This is a genomic window from Nonomuraea glycinis, assembly GCF_035920485.1.
In the GTDB taxonomy this organism is placed as follows: Bacteria; Actinomycetota; Actinomycetes; order Streptosporangiales; family Streptosporangiaceae; genus Nonomuraea; species Nonomuraea glycinis.
This window is the reverse complement of the sequence record NZ_CP109166.1, coordinates 2575226-2593925: the sequence shown is the minus strand read 5'-3', so window position 1 is coordinate 2593925 and position 18700 is coordinate 2575226. Positions and strand designations below refer to the sequence as shown.

The window sequence follows — 18700 nt, the reverse complement described above, 5'->3', positions numbered from 1 at the left end:
TACGCTGGCAGCGACATCGTCTGTGGGAGGATTCCCGTGCTCTGGGTTGCCATCATCGGACTCGTGATGACCGTTCTGGCGGTGGCCGTCGCGGGCCGCAGGATGTTGTTCCTATTCAAGCTCGCGACAGTGGGTCCACCGGCGCCCGAACGGGTCGACTATGCCAGGACCCATCTGGGCGCCGAGCTCAAGGCGCAGCTCGTCGAGGTGTTCGGGCAGAAGAAGCTGCTCAAGTGGACCCCGTCCGGCATTGCGCACTTTTTCGTCATGTGGGCGTTCTTCATCCTGCTGACGGTCTACATCGAGGCGTACGGCGCGATCATCCAGGGGGCGATCACCGGCACGCCGGACTTCCACATCCCGCTCATCGGCACCTGGGCGGTGCTCGGCTTCCTCCAGGACTTCATCGCGGTCGCCTGCCTGCTCGGCCTGGTCGCCTTCGCGATCATCCGGGTGAAGAACTCGCCCAAGACGCTGGGCCGCGACTCCCGCTTCTCCGGCTCGCACCTGAGCGGGGCCTGGCTCGTTCTCTTCATGATCTTCAACATCATCTGGACGCTCTTCCTGGCCAGAGGCGCCGCGTCGGCCAACGGCAACCTTCCCTACACCTCGGGCGCCTTCGTCTCGATCCCGCTGGGCAACGCGCTGCCGCAGAGCGCGCTGCTGGAGGAGATCGCGTTGCTCCTGCACATCGGCTTCATGCTGGTGTTCCTGGTCATCGTGGTCTACTCCAAGCACCTGCACATCTTCACCGCGCCGCTCAACATCGCCTTCTCCCGCCGGCCCGACGCGCTGGGCGGGGCCGTCGAGATGCGCGTCGACGGCAAGCCGGTCGACTTCGAGGACGAGGACCTGGACCCGGAGCGGCTGGGCCGCGGCAAGATCGGGGACACCACCTGGAAGGGCTTCCTCGACTTCTACTCCTGCACCGAGTGCGGCCGCTGCCAGTCGCAGTGCCCGGCCTGGAACACCGACAAGCCGCTGTCGCCCAAGATGCTCATCCTCGACCAGCGTGACCACGCCTTCAAGGTCGCCCCCTACCTCATGGCGGCCGCCGCCGGGGTCAAGCCCGAGGACAACCCGCACGCCGGCACCGACGTGCTGGCACTGCTGGAGAAGCCGCTGGTCGGCGAGGAAGGCGTGATCCACCCCGACGTGCTCTGGGCGTGCACCAACTGCGGCGCCTGCGTCGAGCAGTGCCCGGTGGACATCGAGCACATCGACCACATCCTCGACATGCGCCGCTACCAGGTGATGGTGGAGTCGTCGTTCCCGTCGGAGGCGGGAGTGATGGTGAAGAACCTGGAGAACAAGGGCAACCCGTGGGGTATGTCCGAGATGAAGCGCGCCGACTGGATCGAGGAGCTGGACTTCGAGGTCGAGCTCGTCGACGAGAAGATGCCCGAGGACGCCGAATACCTCTTCTGGGTCGGCTGCGCGGGCGCGCTGGAGGACCGGGCGAAGAAGACCACCAAGGCCGTCGCCGAGCTCCTGCACATCGCCGGCGTGAAGTTCGCGGTGCTGGGCCCGATGGAGGCGTGCACCGGCGACCCGGCCCGCCGGCTGGGCATGGAATACCTGTTCAACATGCTCGCCCAGCAGAACATCGAGACGCTGAACGACGCGGGCGTCAAGAAGATCGTCGCCACCTGCCCGCACTGCTTCAACACCCTGGCCAACGAATATCCCCAGCTGGGCGGCACCTACGAGGTCGTGCACCACACCCAGCTGCTGTCGAAGCTGGTCGACGAGGGGCTGCTCACCCCGATCACGCCGATCGAGGAGAAGATCACCTACCACGACCCGTGCTTCCTCGGGCGGCACAACAAGGTCTACTCCCAGCCCCGCGACATCATGTCCAAGGTGCCCGGGGTGCAGACCCAGGAGATGCACCGGCACAAGGACCGCGGCTTCTGCTGCGGCGCCGGCGGCGCGCGGATGTGGATGGAGGAGCGCATCGGCAAGCGGATCAACACCGAGCGGGTGGACGAGGCGCTGACCACGAACCCGGACACGGTCTCCACCGCCTGCCCGTTCTGCATGGTGATGCTCGGTGACGCGATCAACGAGAAGAAGGGCACCGGCGAGGCCAAGGAGTCGCTGGAGGTCGTGGACGTCGCCCAGCTTCTGATCAAATCGGTCAAGAGCTCTTCCTGACGGAGAAAAGTCGGACTCCTCCACAGGTCTTGTGGAGGAGTTCCGCACGTCAAGTGGCTCCACGGCAGGAAATTTGCCATCCACATAACGGGAAAATCACGGTAACCTCAACGTCGCATGGCTCTATTCGACGGGGAGGGGGCTCGTGATGAGCGTCGTTGTCACAGACGCGGAAGTCACCCTGGCAGACGTACTCTCCTTGAGGCTGGCCATGCAGGAGCCGCTGCGCAGCGGGACCGAGCTGGTGCTCAGGCATCGCACCTCGGGGGTCGAGCGCGGGGTGCTGCTCGGCACGCCGGGGGCGGTGGCCCGCGAGGCCACTCTGGCGGTGTCGCTCGCGCCGCTGCTGCTCAGCGCCGGACGCTGGGACGCCTATCTGCGCCGGGGCGGCAAGCGGATGCGGCTGCGCAGCATCGATCCGGGCTTCTCGCTCGACCACCTCGACGCCTACGCCCTGTGCGAACGCACGCTGTCCTACCGCTCCTACCGCACCCGCAACGGCTACCTGGCACTCAAGATCGACGAGGCCGATCCGGTGGCGGAGGTCCGCGCGATCTGGTTCAGGGAGGGCCGCTTCGAGGTGACGGGCCTGCTCGCCTACACCGGGCTCGACGACGACGACTCACGCCACGAGGCCGTGCTGTCGCTGCACCGCAGACAGACGGGCGCGCACGTCACGTCCAACGCGACCGTGCAGGGCGTGCGCTTCCACGCCGCGGTCTCGCTGGTGGACGTGCTCGCGGCCGACCCGGAGGCGGCCGGCACCTGGGAGCCGTCGCTGGAGGTCGACGGGGTGCCCGCGCCGCTGCGACTCGGCGGCTGGCTGGACGACGTGGACGGCAAGCGCCGCCGGCTGCACTACCCGTCGGCAAGGGTCGACGGCGTGCCCATCAGACCCTCCTACACCGCCGACGACGAGCTGCGCATCGAGGTGGGCGGGTGAAGATCAGCCTGCTGCTGTCCTCCGCGTACGGCATGCGCGGCGACGTGCGCTCCTCCCTGAACCTCGCCACGGCGCTCTCGCAGCGGCACGAGGTCGAGGTGATCAGCCTCAGACGGCCGAAGGAGAAGCCCTTCTTCCCCGTCGGGCCGAACGTCACCATGCGCACGGTCATCGACACCAGGCCGGGCGTCCGCCACCTGTTCCCCAAGGGGCAGGTGCGCACCGAGGTGGCGCTGTGGCGGGTGCTGCGCAATCTCAAGTGCGACGTGCTCATCACCACCCGGCCAGGATTAAGTGTCCAGTCGGCCAGGCACGCTCCCCGGGAAGTGCTGCGGATCGCCCGCGAGTGGGGCCGCCCGGCCGTTCCGGGGCCGGTCAAGCGGCTCTACCCCCGGCTCGACGCGGTCGTCACCGCCACCGAGTCGGCGCAGGAGGAGTGGACCAGGCTGCTGGACGGCGGCCCGGCCGTGCACGCCGTGCCCGACGCCCTCCCGAGCGCCCCCTGGCCGCGCTCGCGGATGGACAACCGGATCGTGGCGGCGGGCGGCAGATGGGTGCCGGCGAAGGCCTACGACCGTCTGGTCAGGGCCTTCGCGATCGTCGCGGACAAGCGCCCCGACTGGCGGCTGAGGCTGTACGGCGGCGGCTCGGAGGAGCGGCGGCTGCGCTCCCTGGTCGCCGAGCTGGACCTGCACAACCACGTCTACTTCATGGGCACCACCCCCGACCTGGCCGGCGAGTTCGCCAAGTCGTCGATCGTGGCCAACACCTCGCACAGCGCCGATCTCGGCATGACCGTCCTGGAGGCCATGGGCTGCGGGGTGCCGGTGGTGGCGTACGAGGGGGCGAGGGGGCCCGCGGAGTACGTCGCGACCGGCTACAACGGCGTGCTCGTGCCGGAGGGCGGCGTGGAGCTCGAACTGTTCGCGGCGGCGCTGCTGGCACTGATCGACGACGAGCGCAGGCGTCGCTCCCTGGCCGCCGGCGCGCTGGACACCGCGATCCGGCACGCGGCCGACGAGGTGGGCGAGCAGTGGGAGAAGCTGATCGCCGACCTCCGGTGAGCGATACCGGTAGCGGGTACCTTAGGACCATGCATGGGTACAGCGGAGACAAGCAGGCCTATCTGACGCGGCTCAGGCGGATCGAGGGTCAGATCAGGGGCCTGCAGCGGATGGTCGACGACGACGCCTACTGCATCGACGTGCTCACGCAGGTCTCCGCGGCCACCAGGGCGCTGCAGGCGGTGGCGCTCGGGCTGCTGGAGGAGCACATCTCGCACTGCGTGGCCGACGCCATCGCCACCGGCGGTCCGGAGGCCGACGCGAAGGTCAAGGAGGCCTCGGCTGCCATCGCGCGGCTCGTCCGCTCGTAGCCGTCGGCAAAGGTCTCGTAAAGGACGCGTAGCGGAGTGGTGGAGTGGATTCGCGGGAGCTTGATCACGCGATTGACTAGTTATGCTGAACCACTCCTGGCGACCATTGTCCCGGACCCCTTGAGGAGTCCGGGACCGGTCTAGTGATCGTCTTCAGCGGCTCGCCGAAGTCCGCAATCCGAGCGCGTCGTCGAGCTCGTCCAAGGTCAACCGCCGCTCGCTTACTGCTACGGCGGTGAGCACCTCGGCGTAAAGCGCAATCTCGTCCAACGCGACACGGTCGTGGACCCGAGAGTCCAGGTCATTGTGCCCCACCGCGTCGTCCTTCCTTCCGCAGCCCACACCCACTTCGAGGTTACGGCGCGGGACCTTCCGGCGACATGGCCCATCGGAGTCATTCCTTCCGCCGTCACCTGGTCCCCATGAGGATCATTTCCCGAATCCGAGATCACAATTCAGCTAATGGCCCGTTGCTGAAGCGTTAGAACGATATAGCCGGAGTTAGGGTGAAATAACGGTATTAGTGGTTTAGATGGGGCTGTCGTCGCGTTCGTGGATTAGGCGCTGCACCAGCGCCGCAGACCCCGCGAACCCGCGCTCCGGCACCCGTGCCCCGGAAACCCCGCTCCATGCCAGCCCGACGGCGTACGCGGCCCCCAGCACCGCCGCCGCCCCGGCCCGATCCCCCGGCAACACCCCGCCCGCCGCTCCCTCTCCGGCGCGCGTGAGCCCCGGCCCCCCAAACCCCGATCCTGTACGCGAGTCGCCCGGCAACCCCGTGAAATGCTCCCCAGGCCCTGTACGCGAGTTGCCCGGCCCTGTGTGCGGACCCGTCGACGGAAAGCGTGGGCCAGGCATCACCGGAAACCCGTCAGGCTCGGTCCGTTCGCTCGCCGAGGTGCTGGTGAGCCCCGCGCGGCGCAAGTCGTCGTAGGCGTGTCTGAGCCGGTGGTCGAGCCGGGCGGGCAGCGTGCCCCGGGAGTCCGACAGGTCGGCCAGGTAGGTGGCGGCGGCGCGCGCCGGATCGGGGGCGAAGGCCAGCGCCTCGACCAGGTCGTAGACGGTGTGCGACAGATGAGCCTCCGGGTCGGTCTCCGCCAGCACCGCTCTGGCGAGCCGCGGCGGGCAGCGTCGCAGCCACGCCCGGCGCAGGGCGTCGTCGTCCCGCAGGGCCGCCTCGTCGTCCAGCTCTGGACGCTTGAGCGCGGGCTCGACCATCGTCAGCAGCGCGAGAGCACGCGGCCTGAAGCGGCTGTCCCACAGCAGGATGTGCGCGGCGTCACCGATCAGCGCGGCCAAGCGCAGCGCGGTGCGCGGATGACCGGCACGCCGGCGCTCGGCGACGAGGGCGACCAGATCGGCCAGCGGCGGGGCGGGCAGCCAGCGCACCCACTCGTCACCCGGCAGCGGCTTGCGCAGGAACTCGCCGAACATGGTGAGCAGCCGCTCGTTGCCGTCGAAGGCGGGCGCGTAGGCGCACCACATGATGGTGCCCCACACCGCGGCGACCGTGCTCGGCACGTCCCGGGCGAAGATGTCGCCGAAGGAGGTGAGCGGGTAGTCCAGCTCGGGCTTGCGGCAGTTGGCGCGCAGCAGCTCCCGCATCTGCTCGCACAGCTTGCCGGACACGTCGGGGCCGACGAACGCCTGGGTGGAGCCGGGCTCGGCGGCGAAGTCCGGCCCGCTGGGGATGACGCCCGCGGGCAGCGCGGACGTGTGGTGCCCCTCCTGCCGCGCCCGCAGGCGTCTGGGCGGCGGGGCGAGGTGCCAGCGGCCGTCGGCCGGATCGTGCAGGTGCCAGCGCGCGTGCGCGCCGAACAGCCACCTGTCGCCGTCGCGCGTCACCAGGGTCCTGGCGGCGATGAGGTGGGCGCGATCGGGCTCGGGCAGCGTCCGCCAGCGAGCGTCGGAGACCATCGAGCGGACCTCCGCCTCGGCGGCATCGAACGCGTTCCAGGGGCGCACGGCGGCCATCGTACTGGGCGTACTCGGATCGCTCATGGGGATAACACGGCAGAATGTCCGCCATGAGGGTGAATAAGGCGTGGATGGTGGCGGCCGTGGGCTTACTCGCCGGGTGCGGGACGGCGACGCCGCTGCAGCCGCCGCCCGACGTGGCAGGCGTGCTGACCCTGGCCGCGGCCACGCCGCCCGACCCTGGAGGCGAGGTGGGCGGCGCCTCCACGGAGTTCGACGCCGCCACCGACCTGTCCATGTGGAAGAAGCTCAGCGCCACGGAGAAGGACGTGGACCGGATCGCGAAACTCGACGTCGACAAGACCGCCAAGGGCGCGATGTACCTGGAGCCCAAGACTTCGGCGTGGTTCGACGGCTTCCGCGGCCCGTTCGTCTACCAGGATCTCGCCGGGGACATCGTCATGCACGCCAGGGTCAAGGTCGAGGGCAAGAAGGGTGGCCGGCCCAAGCGCAAGTTCTCCATCGGCGGCCTGATGGCCAGGGAGCCCAACACCTACGCCGCCCCGCACTGGATGGCCATCGCGACCGGCACGACCGACAAGGCCGGCCAGCTGGAGGTGAAACTCACCACGAAGGGCAGCAGCAAACCCAAGGAGTCAGCGGTCGAGTCCGAGTGGGTGGACCTCGTCCTGGCCAGGCTCGGCAAGGTCGCCGTCGCCCTGTACAAGGAGGACGGCGGCACCTGGAAGATCGGCAACCGCTGGGAGTCGGACTTTCCCGAGGTGCTGCAGTGGGGGGTCAGCGCCTACACGGACTGGGACAGCTACAGCACCCTCAAGAAGGACGCGACCAAGGGCAATGCCAAGCAGGTCAAGGGGCTGCCGGACCTGAAGATGACCGTGGACTTCGTCCGGTTCCTGCGGCCGAGCCTGCCCGATTACGCCGACCCGCTCAACACCGCCTCGGTGCCGGACGAGGTGCTGATCAAATTGGTGACGCCTGCCGGTGTCTGATCGCCTTGGCCTGGTAGCGGTCCGATGTGTGGGCGAAGGAGGCCCGGTCGTCGTCGGTGAGCTCACGCACGATCTTGCCGGGCACCCCGGCGACCAGCACGCCGGCCGGGATGCGCTTGCCGGGGCCGACCAGGGCTCCGGCGGCGACCAGGGTGCCCGCGCCGATGCGCGCGCCGCCGAGCACGATCGCGCCGATGCCGATCAGCGCGCCCGTCTCCACGTGGGCCCCGTGCACCATGGCCTTGTGGCCCAGGCTGACCCGCGACTCCAGGATCGTGGGCTCACCCGGGTCAGAGTGCAGGCAGCTCAGATCCTGTACGTTGCATTCCTCCCCCACCTCGATCCGCTCGTCGTCACCCCTGAGAACGGAGCCGTACCAGATGCTGGATGCCCGGCCCACGGAGACCCTGCCCACCACGACGGCTCCGGGAGCCACGTAAGCCTCGGGATGAATGTCCGGGATTGCCCCGTTGTTCAATGCAGCGATGTACATCTGCCACATCGTAATCTCTGCCCTGGGTCTGGCGTTCCGGTTGCGGACGTGGGCAGATGGCAGGAAAGTCGATTCTTGACGTCTCGTCGTCAGACCCTCACAACCCGCAGTTTTCTTCCCCCGCCTCACGCAAACCCTTAGGTAACCCCCATGACAAACCGGCACGACAGCATTCCCGATCTGATGCAGGACGACACCTTCGAAGTCGTGATGCGCGGCTACAACCGCCGCCAGGTCCACGACTACATGATCCGTACCCGTAACCAAGTCAGGGACCTGGAGGAGCGGCTGGCGCGGGCGATCGACCAGGCCGAGCAGGGCCGGATCGAGCTGGCGGAGGCCAGGCGGCAGATAGCCGAGGTGCCGCAGAACTTCAATCCGAGCACCCGCCTGGAGCAGATACTCAAGCTCGGCCAGGAAGAGGCCCTGGCGATGCGCGAGGAGGCGGAGGCCGAGACCGGCGCCCTGCGCGAGTCCGCGAAGAACGAGTCGGAGCGGCTCATGGCCTCGGCGCGCGAGACCGCGGACAAGATCCTCACCTCGGCTCAGGCGGAGGCCGAGCGGCGGGTGAGCGAGGCCACGCAGGCGGCCGAGAGCATGCTGGCGCAGGCCGGTTCCGACGCCGAGGAGGCGCGCAGCGCCGCCCGTATGGAGTCGGAGACCCGGGTGCGCGAGGCGCACGCGGAGGCCGAGCGTCTGGTCTCGGAGGCCACCAGCGAGGCGGAGCGGCTGGTGTCGACCGCTACGTCCGAGGCCGAGCAGATGGTGGCGCAGGCCCGCGCCGAGGCGGAGCAGACGATCGCGAGCGCGCGGGGTGAGGCCGAGCGGACGGTCGGGTCCGCCCGTGAGGAGGCCGAGTCGGCGCTGGCGGCGGCGCAGCAGCGGGTGGCCTCGCTGGACGAGCATGCCGGCCGCCGGGTGGAATATCTGACCAACACGCACAGCGAGGTCGTGCGGCGGCTGAACGAGGTCAGCACCGTGCTCAGCGACCTCATGCGCGACGAGGCCGCGGCGGGCGCGCTGGTGCCGGACCAGCTCCAGACGCCCGCGCCGCAGGACGACGTGCGGGTCATCGTCAAGGACGAGCAGCAGGAGCAGGGCGACGACCGGCCCCAGGAGGCACCGGCCGAGGGCCGTGTCTCTGAGGGCCGCGCCTCGGAGAGCCGTGTCTCCGAGGACACGGACGTGAACATCGGCCGCCTGCAGCTGCGCCAGTAGCCGCAGGACGACGAAGGCCCCGCCGTTCGGCGGGGCCTTTCGCCGTCCAGGGGCCGGGTGGAAGCCTCCGCCCCCGATCGGGTCGGAGGCTTCCACGTACGCATCCCCTGGGAGATCATTGGTGGCCCGGTGCCGGAGCCGCCGATTGCTGAACCCGGCACCGGGCTGCTCATGGACGGTGGACCGGGGAACGGTCCACCGCGTGCTACGGAGGGGCCGAGCCGGCCCCCCACTCGGGCCCGCTCGTCCGCCTCTCCTGGTCCCGGAGTTGCTTGCGCAGGTCGTCCGGGTCGTCCGCGTCGATGGTCATCGCACATCCGGCGGCGCGCTGCTCGTCGTCGAGCGGATGGTGACGAGTGGCCCACCACCGCCCGGCGTCGCTCCGCCAGATGGTCCATTTGGAGTGCTCTCGGGCGATTTCGGCTAGATGCCGGTCAAAGGTCATCTGGTCAACCTTCCGAGGGGACCCTGTGCGAGGTTCCATCTCTTACGAAGGTGCGCTACTTCTCTAGAGACGTCAATTGTCGAAGGGGACAGGTCCGCCTATCGCCGTGCAAAGGCTCAGGCGTCGAAGTCGTACTGGAGCACATACGCGGAGGCGTCCAGGACCATCTCGTTGAGCTCGATGGGCCGGCCGCCCGCGGTGTAGGCGGTGCGGTCGATGACGATGACGGGGGTGCCGCCCGGCAGGCCGAGCAGCGTGCACTCGCGGGGACCGGGCATGCGGGCGCGTACTTCCTCGGTGAAGTGGGCGGGTGGCAGGCCGAGGTCGCTCAGCCGGGCGTAGACGCCGCCAGGTCCGGTCTCGACGGCCGTGACCGCGCTGCCTTCGACCTGGTCGGCGGGGAAGTAGGAGGTGGAGAGCTGGACGGGGCGGGCGTCGACGGAGTACCGCCGCCTGCGTACCCAGACCTCACGGCTGTCCAGCACGCCGGCGATGGCGTCGGTGGCCTGCTCGCGCACCACCTCCACCTCGTCCACGGTGAACGGGCGGCCGCGGGTGTCGGCGTCCCAGATCGAACGTCCCTGACCCCATTGGGTCCGTGCCAGGCGGCGGGAGCCGTGCCTGCGGATCGGCTTGAACAGTCGCACATAGACCCCCGAACCCCGCTTCGGCACCGCCAGCCCCTCGTTGATCAGGACGCTGAGCGCCTGCCTGGCGGTGGCCCGTGCGACCGCGTATTCGGCCATGAGCGTGTTCTCGCCCGGTAGCCGGTCCCCGTCGCGCAGTTCGCCGGACAGGATCCGAGAGCGGAGGCTGTCGGCGATGCGTCGATAGATGGGGGGCTCGTGGGGTACCGGGGATTCAGACACAGATGATCACCCTCTGTCACCAAGCGCGTTTGGCGTCTCCAGAGAACTTGCCCCGTCATGTCCACGATTGCACAGATGCAGAGGTTGGTCCCACGCTTCTTTTGAGAGGTGTGTGCCCGTGTGTCGAGAAGCCAGGATTTTCTGTCGACCGCTACCTCGCCCGGCTGCTGACCGGTATCCGTCTCGCCCACCAGCGGCGAGTAACCAACGCCGCCAGCACGGCCCCCATGGTGTTGATCAGCACGTCGTCCGCGGAGGAGAACCTGCCGAGGCGCAGGACGTACTGGAGGGTCTCCAGGACGATCGAGGCGGTGGCCGCGACGGCGGCGACGCGGGCCGCGCTCGCCCAGCGCGGGCTGCGGACCGGCAGCAGCGCGCCGAGGGCGGCGAACACCAGGAGATTGCCTCCGACCTGCACGAGGACGGTCTGCGAGGACTCGGTGGCGACCCAGCCGAGGTCCTGAGCGGGCCACAGACTGATGCCCTCCTGGCCGCTCCCCGGGGTGAGGATCATCCAGATCCAGGGGGCGGTGCCGACCACGATCCCGACGTCGGCGAGGGCCGTTCGCACCGCGGCGGGGTGGCCGCGGCGGGCCCGGTGGCGGGCGAGCAGCAAGATTGCCAGGATGCCCACAAGTGCTGCAATGACGGCAGCAATAATGACGTTTCCCCATAAATCCCACGTACGCGTCACGGGCCCATGATTGCGGGTCCCGCACCGCTACGGGAAGCTGTCCACGCGGCTAGGTGGGCAGGTGCTCGGTCAGGAACGCCATCGCCACTCCCCAGGCCCGCTCGGCGGCCGCCGGATCGTGGAACATCGGCGCCTCGTTGAGGAAGGCGTGCCCGGCCTCCTCCTCGATGTGCGTACGCACGTTCGGCCTGCCCTCGGCGGCCCGCTCCACCAGGGCGACCCGCGCCCGCGAGATGTACGGGTCGCTGCCGCCGAAGACCAGCAGGAGCGGCGAGTCGATCCGTTCCGTCAGCCCGGCCGCCTCGGGCACGGCCGAGCCGTAGAACGACAGCACGGCGGCCTGCTCGATCTGCGTGGCCAGCATGAAGGCGATCGAGCCGCCCAGGCAGAACCCGAGCGAGCCCGTCCCGCCCGTGACCTCGGTGAGCCGACGCAGGTGGGCCATGGCGAGCGCGCAGTCGGCCACTCCCTGCGGGAGGTCGAAGCCGGTGGCCAGCTCCAGCGAGGCGGCCAGCCCCGCCTCGTCGGGCTCGGCCTGCCAGCCCGGCCGCAGCCGCCAGAACAGGTCCGGCGCGGCCACGACGTAGCCGTCTCCCGCGAGCCGCTCGGCGACCCTCCTGAGCTGCGGGCCCACGCCGAAGAGCTCCTGGATGAGCAGGATCCCGGGGCCACGGCCGGCCTCCGGCAGCCAGAGGTGGACGTCGAAGGAGCCGTCATGTGCCGTGACTTCGTCGATACGAGTGCGCATGCTGTCAAGCATGGCGAACGGGGGCCGAGTCGCGCGGCAGCAGCCTGGCGCGGCGCGCAGGTCGCCGGTCGCCCGTCGCCGAGGGAGCGAAGGGTGCAATTCATCCCTGGAACTACCAAAATGGTGCGAAGACGCCACTGAAGGAGTGACTCAGGTGCTGGATCGCGACCGCTGCCTCGCCCTGGACGCCGAAGACCCGCTGCGGGACTTCAGGCACGAGTTCACCATGACCGAAGGCGTCATCTACCTGGTCGGCAACTCGCTCGGCGCGCTGCCGAGGCGGACTCCCGAGCGGGTGCGGCAGGCGGTGGAGGAGGAGTGGGGCGGCCGGCTCGTCGGCGGCTGGAACACCGCCGGCTGGTACGACCTGCCGCTGACCGTGGGGGACCGGATCGCGCCCCTCATCGGCGTGGGCCCCGGCCAGGTCGTCGCGGGCAACTCCACCTCCATCGCGATCCACCAGGCGGTGGCCGCGGCGCTCAAGCTGCGCCCCGGCCGCCGGGTGATCGTCTCCGACGTGCGGAACTTCCCGACCGACCACTACATGGTCCAGGGGCTCGCCGGAGCGCTCGGCGGCTACGAGATCCGCGACTTCGCCGAGGGCAGGTTCGACGACGCGGCCGTGGTGCTGCTGTCGGAGGTCGACTACCGCACCAGCGAGCGGCACGACGTGGCCGAGGTGACCGCCCGGGTGCAGGCGGCGGGGGCGCTGATGATCTGGGACGTGTGCCACAGCGTCGGCGCGCTCCAGGTGGACGTCTCGGCCGCCGACTTCGCGGTGGGATGTACGTACAAGTATCTGAACGCGGGACCGGGGGCGCCGGCCTTCCTCTACGTCAACCCGCGCCATCACGCCGACGCGCGGAACGATCTGTCCGGCTGGCACTCGCACGCCGAGCCGTTCGCGTTCGAGGCCGACTACCGGCCCGCCGAGGGGATCAGGCGGTTCGCGGTGAGCACGCCGCACGTGCTGTCGTTCGCGGCGCTGCAGGCGGCGCTCGACGTGTGGGAGCGGGTGCCGCTCGACCTGCTGCGCGCCAAGAGCGTGGCGCTGGGCTCGCTCCTCGTCGACCTGGTCGGCGACGCGTTGGAGCTCGCCTCGCCCGCCGACGCGGAGCGGCGCGGCAGCCACGTCAGCTTCCGGCACCCCGACGGCTATCCGGTGATGCGCGCGCTGATCGACCGGGGCGTGCACGGCGACTTCCGCGCCCCCGACATCCTCCGCTTCGGGCTCGCCCCGCTCTACACCCGCTACGTGGACGTGTACGACGCCGCCGGCACGCTGCTGGAGGTGCTGGACAAGGAGCACTGGCGGGACGAGAGGTACACCCAGCGCCTGGCGGTCACCTGAGCGCGTGAGATGGCTCGCGGTCACATGAGGCACACCCGGCGGCTCGCGGTCACCGGCGCCAGGTACCCTTTGACAGTGCCCACAAGGCACCTTCACTGTTCGCCCGCGTCACCGTGCGGCCTGCGCACGAGCGGGTTCGGCGGGAGCGCGCGCTCGGCTCTGGGAGACCCCCGCCATGCTGCTGACCTTCGTGGTCACCACCCTCGTGATGATCATGATTCCCGGCCCCGACGCGGCCCTGATCATGCGTAGTTCCCTCGCCCACGGCCGGATGGCCGGACTGCTGACCATGCTCGGCGGCCTGCTCGGCCTGTCCGTGCACGCCGCGGCCGCCGCGATCGGCCTGTCGGCCCTGCTGGTGGCCTCGCCCGCCGCGTTCACCGTCGTCCGCGCGCTCGGCGTCTGCTATCTGCTCTGGCTGGGCGTACACGCCCTGCTGGCCGGGCCCGCCAAGGCCGACCGGCCGCCCGTGGCGGCGCCGGGCGGCTCCGCGCTCGGGCACGTGCGCAGGGGACTGCTGTCCAACCTGCTCAACCCCAAGGTCCTGCTGCTGTTCGTGACGTGGCTGCCGCAGTTTCTGCCGGCGCACGGCGACGCCCTGGGCAGCGCGCTGCTGCTGTCGGCCATCGTCGCCCTGCTGTACGCGCTCTGGTTCAGCCTCTACAACCTGATCGTGGACCGGGCGGGCACGCTGCTGCGCACCCCGCGCATCCGCGCCAGGATCGAGCGCGTCACGGGGGTGCTGCTGGTCGGCTTCGCGCTACGGCTGGCCGTCCAATAGCTTGATCGCCCGTTTCGGGGCGATCGCCCGGTAGCTCTCCTCCACCCAGTCGAGCAGCACCTCGGTCTCCGGCAGCTCGGCCAGGAACGGCACGGTCACCCAGCCGGCCTTGCCGAGCCCGTAGCCGCTCGGCGCCGCCCCCTCGACCGTCAGCGCGTGGCCGTGCGTCTGCGACAGGAGCTTCACCCCGAAGGTCGGGTCCCACTTGTCGGTCTGCTCGTCGATGCCGAGCAACAGGAAGACCTTCTTGTTGACCTTGATGACCGTCTCACCCCACGGGTGGTCCTCGTGGGTCTCGGGCAGCCCGAGCGCGAACGCGCGGAGCTCTTCGCGTACGTCGTGCCAGTCACTCATGCCAGGACGCTACCGCCACTCGGCCAGCTTGCGGTCGATGGCGTCCCTGATCCGCTCGCGCGCTTCCGTCCGGGGCACGCCCGCCATGAGCAGCCGGTCGTAGTCGGTGTCGCGGTGCCGGACCGAGGCGACCACCGCCAGCGTGATCGCGTTCTCGTCCAGCGCCCTGGCGGCGGCCGTGCGGCCCACCCGGCCGCTGCCGCGCAGCCCGGCGTGCTCGGCGATCTCGCGGGCCCGCTCCGGCGGGCAGCCGGGGAACAGCCGGGCGATCCGTGCCGCCATCGTCGCCTGGTATTCGACGTCCTGCTCGGCCCGGCGCACCGTGTCGCGCTCACGGCGGCGCAGCCGCGCGTCCTCGTCGGCCAGGCAGCGCTCCTCGGCCCGGATCAGGGCCGCCTCCTCCACCAGCAGGCCGTGCCGCTGATAGACCTTGCGCCGCCGGTTGTAGCGCACCACCACCGCCGACAGGCCGCTCTCCTGCTTGGCCCGGCGGCTCAGCGCCGCGTTGCCCGCCGGCAGGAACACCAGATGGTCCAGATCCGCGCAGGTCAGGCAGTGCGCGTCGGCATCCTCCATGATCAGGAAGGGGCCGGTGTCGGCGCAGGAGGCACACGCCCAGGTCTCCAGCGGGGCCACGACCACCAGGTCCGGCGCCTTGCTCTGCCGCTCCACCAGCCGCTTGGCCCGCGCCTCGCTCAGCTCGGGAGACAGCCAGTGCACCTGGAACGCCTCCTGCTCGGGCCGCGTCGTGAAGCGCAGCGGGCTGCGATCCCGGCTGCCGGACACGTACGGCGTCGGCACCGGACGCAGGCCCTTGGCCCGTGCCCAATCCCTCAGCAGCGCGGCCGTCGTCACCAGGCGGTCCTCGTCGACCGCCGCGAGCTCGGCGAGCGTGGCGGCGCGGCCCTGGCGCCAGAGGTCGACATGGCGCGAACGCAGCCAGCGCAGGCCCGTCACCACATCGATGAACGTCACGTACTTGTGGTCGGTCAGCGCGATCTCGGCTGCCTCGGCGACCCTGCGGGCGAGGTTCGGCTTGCTCACGCCCCTCAGTGTGCCGCCCCTTTGTCGGCCGGTGGGCATCCCTTGTGCCGATCGCGGCAAGGAAGCGTGCGTCGTGGTTCTGCTTCCGGGGGGATTCGTGCGCCTGCTCTGGCCTGCCGTACTCGTGCTCGTCACGTCCTGCGGAGTGACGGAGGGCGGGATTATGCCCCTGGTGACCGGCACGTTCGGCACCAGGCCGGTCGTCTCCGTCCCCCGTGGCGCACCCGGGCGCATGCCCAGGATGGCGGTGCTCGGCGTCGGGAGCGGACGCCGCACCATGCCCGGCGACGTGGTGCTGGCCGACGTCGAGATCCGCACGTGGGCGGACAACAGCCCCCAGCTGAGCACCTACGACGCCAATCAGCCCGTCACCGTCGTCTTCGACGGGCGGCACGTCCAGGAAACCTGGCGCCAGGCTCTCATCGGGCAGCCGGCGGGCAGCCGGGTGCTGCTGGTCGGCGCCGCCGCGCAGGTGCTCGGGCCCGGCATGGAGCTCGGCGAGGTGGGGGCGGCGGAGCCGCTGGTGGTCGTTCTCGACATCCTCGGCGGCTACCCGCCGGACGCCCGCCTGGTCGGCCGGCCGCTGCCCGTCGTGCCCGCCGACCTGACGCCCATGAGCCCGCCCCGCACCCTGATCGACGGTTCGGGCGCCGAGGTGCGGGCCGGGGCCAAGGTCATCGTGCAGTACGTGGCGGCCGCGTGGCCCTCACGCGCGGCGGTGGACTCCTCCTACCGCCGGGGTGGCCCGAGCGCCTTCAGGCTCGTGCCGGGGGCCGTGCCGCCCGGCTGGGTGACCGGGCTGCAGGGCCGGCGTGTGGGGGCCCGCGTCACCGTCGGCTCGCCCACCAGCGGGTACCCGGACGCTGTGGGCGAGCCGAGGCTCTACGTCATCGACATCCTGGACGCGATCTAGCTGCCGCAGTGCTCGAAGGGGCTGTCGTACGCGGACGAGCCGGCCTTGCCGCCCCACTTGACGCACTTGCCGGGCGCCGAGGCCTTGACCGGCCCGGCGTAGTAGGCGAAGTTGCCCGAGTCGGTCTTCCTGGCGCTGCCCTGGACCTCCAGGTAGGCGGAGGTGGCGGTGGCCTGGCCGAGCGAGGTGAGCTTCATCGTGGCCACGCAGTTCTGGCCGTTGGCGGTGTTGTAGAGCAGGTAGACCTTGCCCGCCGTGCCGAGGGCGGCCGAGTCGATCACCTTGAAGCCGCTGCCGCAGACCTCCTCGGGGGTGTGCGGGTTGGTGCCGCCGCCGGAGCCGCCGGTCACGTAGTTCATGTACGTGGTCCAGTTCCAGTGCGGGCCGGGGTCGGTGTGGTCGGTGCCGGGCACCTGGACGTGGCCGACGATGTGCGTGCGGTTCTTGGGGATGCCGTACCTGTCGGCGATGTTGCGGGTCAGCGCCGCCGAGGCCCGGTACATCTGGTCGGTGAACCACGAGGCGTTGTCCACGAAGCCCTCGTGCTCGATGCCGACCGAGCGCCTGTTGTAGTCGCCGGCGTGGAAGGCCCGGTCCTTCTCCCGCACCATCTGGGTGACCTGGCCGTCGGACGAGCGCACCACGTAGTGGCTGGACACCTTGGCCGCCGGGTTCTGGAACCACGAGATCGTGCCCGCGTACGAACCCTGGGCGACGTGGATGACGATCCGGTCGATCGCATCACTGGTCGGGCGGCTGGACACCGCGTATCCGGCGGCGTTCGCCGCGACCCAGCGGGCTCCCGGGTAGTCGGTGGCCGCGGCGAGCCGGCGCGGAGCCTCGGCGTACTTGCCCAGGTCGGGGTCGACGGTCCGCGCCTTGACCTGGACGCCTCGGGCGTCGACCCCGCCGGCCAGCGTCTCGTAGACGGCGTCGGCGTAGATCTTGGCCGTGTCGGCGGCCGCGGCGTGGCTGTAGGCGGCCACCGTGGGGTACCAGGCGTCGGTGTCCTTGCGCCCGGCGGCGCTCAGTCCGAGGGCGTCGGCCTGGGCGCGCAGCACGGCCGCGCCGCCGAGCACGTTGGCGGCGTCGTCGGACTTCAGCTCGCTCACCGGCTTGGCGGTGATCTTGGCGGCTTCCTCCAGCGTGTGCGTGGCGGAGTTGCTGACCAGGTGCATGACGCCGTAGCCGCCGCTGGCGCTGGGCTCGCCGGCGTGGCCGTCGAGCCGGGACTCGGCGTAGGCGACCGCGACGAGCAGGTCGCGCGGCACGTCATAGGTGGCGGCGGCCTTGGCGAAGGCGTCGGACAGCGGATTCTGCGCCGCCTGGGCGGCGTGCTGGCCGGACAGGACGAGTAACCCGGCGGTCACGATCAGGATCTTGGCTTTCACGATCCGGTGTGCTCCCTAGGACTGTTCGGAGGGGGGCCGCCCCGCCGGAGCTGCGGTTCCGGCGGGGCGGCGTGCTGCGTTAACTGCCGCAGTGCTCGAAGAGGCTGTCGTACGTGGACGAGCCGGCCTTGCCGCCCCACTTGACGCAGGTGCCGGGCGCCGAGGCCTTGACCGGTCCGGCGTAGTAGGCGAAGTTGCCGGAGTCGGTCTTCCTCGCGCTGCCCTGGACCTCCAGGTAGGCGGAGGTGGCGGTGGCCTGGCCGAGCGAGGTCTTCTTCAGCGTGACCACGCAGTTCTGGCCGTTGGCGGTGTTGTAGAGCAGGTAGACCGTGCCGGCCGAGCCGAGCGCGGCCGAGTCGATCACGCTGAAGCCCGCGCCGCACACCTCCGTCGGCGTGTACGGGTTGGTCGCCCCGCCGCAGTTGCGCGAGGTCACCGTCTGGTTCGGATAGCCGAAGGTGGTGCCGTTGAAGACGGCCTGGCGGATGTTGCCCGGGTAGCCGTCGCCCTGCCGTACCTCGTAGTGCAGGTGGGCGCTGATGTTGTTGCCGGGCTTGCTGGTCCGGCCCACGGTGCCGACCTTCTGGCCCTGCGACACGCTCTGGCCCGCGCTGACGGAGCGGGTGTCCAGGTGGGCGTAGTACGTGGCCCAGCCACTACCGTGGTCGATCTTGACCAGGTTGCCGAACCCGTTGGTCGAGCCCTGGTGCGCGGAAATGGCCACGGTGCCGGCCGCGGCCGCCACGACGGTGTCGCCGAGGTCGGCGTTGGCCGAGTCACCGCGGTTGAAGTCGATCTCGTACGACTGGTGCGCGCTGCTCGCGTTGGAGTTGCCCGTCCAGCTCTGCCCACAGGGGAAGGGCAGCTGGAAGTTCGTGGCGAGAATCTGTGCCTGCTCTGACCCGACCTCCGGATCGGCGGAGGCCGTCGAGGCCGTTCCGAGGCTGGCCAACAGGGCGATGCCCGCGACCAATACGCCGCTGAACCTCATGAG

Annotated in this window: 19 protein-coding genes; 9 read left to right on the top strand and 10 right to left on the bottom strand. The window is 70.2% G+C overall.

The genetic code is table 11. From position 1 onward, the window contains the following. Positions 1–66 precede the first annotated feature (66 nt). The 4 genes from OHA68_RS11905 to OHA68_RS11890 all read left to right on the top strand — a co-directional run bounded on the left by OHA68_RS11905 (position 67) and on the right by OHA68_RS11890 (position 4475). Positions 67–2157: a (Fe-S)-binding protein gene (locus OHA68_RS11905; RefSeq protein ID WP_407674492.1), complete on the top strand. Its 2091-nt coding sequence runs from the start codon at positions 67–69 to the stop codon at positions 2155–2157. Positions 2158–2305: 148 nt separating this feature from the next. Next, a complete protein-coding gene (locus tag OHA68_RS11900; RefSeq protein WP_327107693.1) occupies positions 2306–3100 on the top strand; it encodes a hypothetical protein in 795 nt (264 codons plus the stop codon). After that, positions 3097–4164 (top strand): glycosyltransferase, encoded by a 1068-nt coding sequence (locus OHA68_RS11895; protein ID WP_189137819.1) that lies wholly within the window; start codon positions 3097–3099, stop codon positions 4162–4164. Before OHA68_RS11900 ends, OHA68_RS11895 begins: the two co-directional genes overlap by 4 nt. A 29-nt stretch (positions 4165–4193) precedes the next feature. Next, positions 4194–4475 (top strand): metal-sensitive transcriptional regulator, encoded by a 282-nt coding sequence (locus OHA68_RS11890; RefSeq protein WP_049560737.1) that lies wholly within the window; start codon positions 4194–4196, stop codon positions 4473–4475. Positions 4476–5003: 528 nt separating this feature from the next. Here OHA68_RS11890 and OHA68_RS11885 read toward each other — a convergent pair. Beyond that, complete coding sequence (locus OHA68_RS11885) at positions 5004–6440, bottom strand: hypothetical protein (protein ID WP_407674434.1); 1437 nt, start codon at positions 6438–6440, stop codon at positions 5004–5006. Positions 6441–6502: 62 nt separating this feature from the next. Between OHA68_RS11885 and OHA68_RS11880 the strand changes: the two genes are divergently transcribed. Further along, positions 6503–7405, top strand: coding sequence for a DUF1349 domain-containing protein (locus OHA68_RS11880; protein WP_327107692.1), 903 nt, complete (start codon positions 6503–6505; stop codon positions 7403–7405). Here OHA68_RS11880 and OHA68_RS11875 read toward each other — a convergent pair. Next, entirely contained in the window at positions 7377–7898 is a 522-nt protein-coding gene (locus OHA68_RS11875) for a gamma carbonic anhydrase family protein (RefSeq protein WP_327107691.1), read from the bottom strand. The genes OHA68_RS11880 and OHA68_RS11875 overlap by 29 nt on opposite strands. Positions 7899–8048: 150 nt before the next feature. Between OHA68_RS11875 and OHA68_RS11870 the strand changes: the two genes are divergently transcribed. Continuing rightward, positions 8049–9116 carry a hypothetical protein gene (locus OHA68_RS11870; protein WP_327107690.1) on the top strand — a complete coding sequence of 356 codons (1068 nt, stop codon included), beginning with the start codon at positions 8049–8051 and terminating at the stop codon, positions 9114–9116. A gap of 205 nt (positions 9117–9321) precedes the next feature. On the opposite strand, the gene OHA68_RS11865 is transcribed toward OHA68_RS11870, so the two are convergent. The 4 genes from OHA68_RS11865 to OHA68_RS11850 form a co-directional block, all read right to left on the bottom strand. Continuing rightward, a complete protein-coding gene (locus tag OHA68_RS11865; protein ID WP_327107689.1) occupies positions 9322–9561 on the bottom strand; it encodes a hypothetical protein in 240 nt (79 codons plus the stop codon). 116 nt (positions 9562–9677) lie between these two features. Further along, entirely contained in the window at positions 9678–10430 is a 753-nt protein-coding gene (locus OHA68_RS11860) for a GntR family transcriptional regulator (protein ID WP_327107688.1), read from the bottom strand. 151 nt (positions 10431–10581) lie between these two features. Further along, positions 10582–11046: a VanZ family protein gene (locus OHA68_RS11855; protein WP_327107687.1), complete on the bottom strand. Its 465-nt coding sequence runs from the start codon at positions 11044–11046 to the stop codon at positions 10582–10584. A gap of 127 nt (positions 11047–11173) precedes the next feature. Beyond that, entirely contained in the window at positions 11174–11872 is a 699-nt protein-coding gene (locus tag OHA68_RS11850; RefSeq protein WP_327107686.1) for a dienelactone hydrolase family protein, read from the bottom strand. A gap of 145 nt (positions 11873–12017) precedes the next feature. Between OHA68_RS11850 and kynU the strand changes: the two genes are divergently transcribed. Further along, a complete protein-coding gene (gene kynU, locus OHA68_RS11845) occupies positions 12018–13223 on the top strand; it encodes a kynureninase (protein WP_327107685.1) in 1206 nt (401 codons plus the stop codon). A 175-nt stretch (positions 13224–13398) separates the two neighbouring features. Next, a complete protein-coding gene (locus OHA68_RS11840; protein ID WP_189137829.1) occupies positions 13399–14004 on the top strand; it encodes a LysE family translocator in 606 nt (201 codons plus the stop codon). On the opposite strand, the gene OHA68_RS11835 is transcribed toward OHA68_RS11840, so the two are convergent. Together OHA68_RS11835 and OHA68_RS11830 are read right to left on the bottom strand one after the other, a co-directional pair. Continuing rightward, positions 13984–14358 carry an MmcQ/YjbR family DNA-binding protein gene (locus OHA68_RS11835; protein ID WP_327107684.1) on the bottom strand — a complete coding sequence of 125 codons (375 nt, stop codon included), beginning with the start codon at positions 14356–14358 and terminating at the stop codon, positions 13984–13986. The two genes, OHA68_RS11840 and OHA68_RS11835, sit on opposite strands and share 21 nt — an antisense overlap. A 9-nt stretch (positions 14359–14367) precedes the next feature. After that, positions 14368–15402: a DUF2293 domain-containing protein gene (locus tag OHA68_RS11830; protein WP_327107683.1), complete on the bottom strand. Its 1035-nt coding sequence runs from the start codon at positions 15400–15402 to the stop codon at positions 14368–14370. A 73-nt stretch (positions 15403–15475) separates the two neighbouring features. Between OHA68_RS11830 and OHA68_RS11825 the strand changes: the two genes are divergently transcribed. Then, positions 15476–16315 (top strand): FKBP-type peptidyl-prolyl cis-trans isomerase, encoded by an 840-nt coding sequence (locus OHA68_RS11825; RefSeq protein ID WP_327107682.1) that lies wholly within the window; start codon positions 15476–15478, stop codon positions 16313–16315. Here OHA68_RS11825 and OHA68_RS11820 read toward each other — a convergent pair. Beyond that, the gene (locus OHA68_RS11820) at positions 16312–17706 is read right to left on the bottom strand and encodes an N-acetylmuramoyl-L-alanine amidase (protein ID WP_327107681.1); all 1395 of its coding nucleotides are present in this window, start codon (positions 17704–17706) and stop codon (positions 16312–16314) included. The genes OHA68_RS11825 and OHA68_RS11820 overlap by 4 nt on opposite strands. A 79-nt stretch (positions 17707–17785) precedes the next feature. Continuing rightward, the gene (locus OHA68_RS11815) at positions 17786–18697 is read right to left on the bottom strand and encodes a M23 family metallopeptidase (protein WP_327107680.1); all 912 of its coding nucleotides are present in this window, start codon (positions 18695–18697) and stop codon (positions 17786–17788) included. Positions 18698–18700 lie beyond the last annotated feature (3 nt).

Bases quoted from the DNA above. Each gene is read 5' to 3' on its own strand.
- OHA68_RS11905 (WP_407674492.1), top strand. From the start codon at position 67: ATGACCGTTCTGGCGGTGGCCGTCGCGGGCCGCAGGATGTTGTTCCTA.
- OHA68_RS11840 (WP_189137829.1), top strand. From the start codon at position 13,399: ATGCTGCTGACCTTCGTGGTCACCACCCTCGTGATGATCATGATTCCC.
- OHA68_RS11900 (WP_327107693.1), top strand. From the start codon at position 2,306: ATGAGCGTCGTTGTCACAGACGCGGAAGTCACCCTGGCAGACGTACTC.
- OHA68_RS11870 (WP_327107690.1), top strand. From the start codon at position 8,049: ATGACAAACCGGCACGACAGCATTCCCGATCTGATGCAGGACGACACC.
- OHA68_RS11890 (WP_049560737.1), top strand. From the start codon at position 4,194: ATGCATGGGTACAGCGGAGACAAGCAGGCCTATCTGACGCGGCTCAGG.
- OHA68_RS11835 (WP_327107684.1), bottom strand. From the start codon at position 14,358: ATGAGTGACTGGCACGACGTACGCGAAGAGCTCCGCGCGTTCGCGCTC.
- OHA68_RS11865 (WP_327107689.1), bottom strand. From the start codon at position 9,561: ATGACCTTTGACCGGCATCTAGCCGAAATCGCCCGAGAGCACTCCAAA.
- OHA68_RS11815 (WP_327107680.1), bottom strand. From the start codon at position 18,697: ATGAGGTTCAGCGGCGTATTGGTCGCGGGCATCGCCCTGTTGGCCAGC.
- OHA68_RS11850 (WP_327107686.1), bottom strand. From the start codon at position 11,872: ATGCGCACTCGTATCGACGAAGTCACGGCACATGACGGCTCCTTCGAC.
- OHA68_RS11875 (WP_327107691.1), bottom strand. From the start codon at position 7,898: ATGTACATCGCTGCATTGAACAACGGGGCAATCCCGGACATTCATCCC.
- OHA68_RS11880 (WP_327107692.1), top strand. From the start codon at position 6,503: ATGAGGGTGAATAAGGCGTGGATGGTGGCGGCCGTGGGCTTACTCGCC.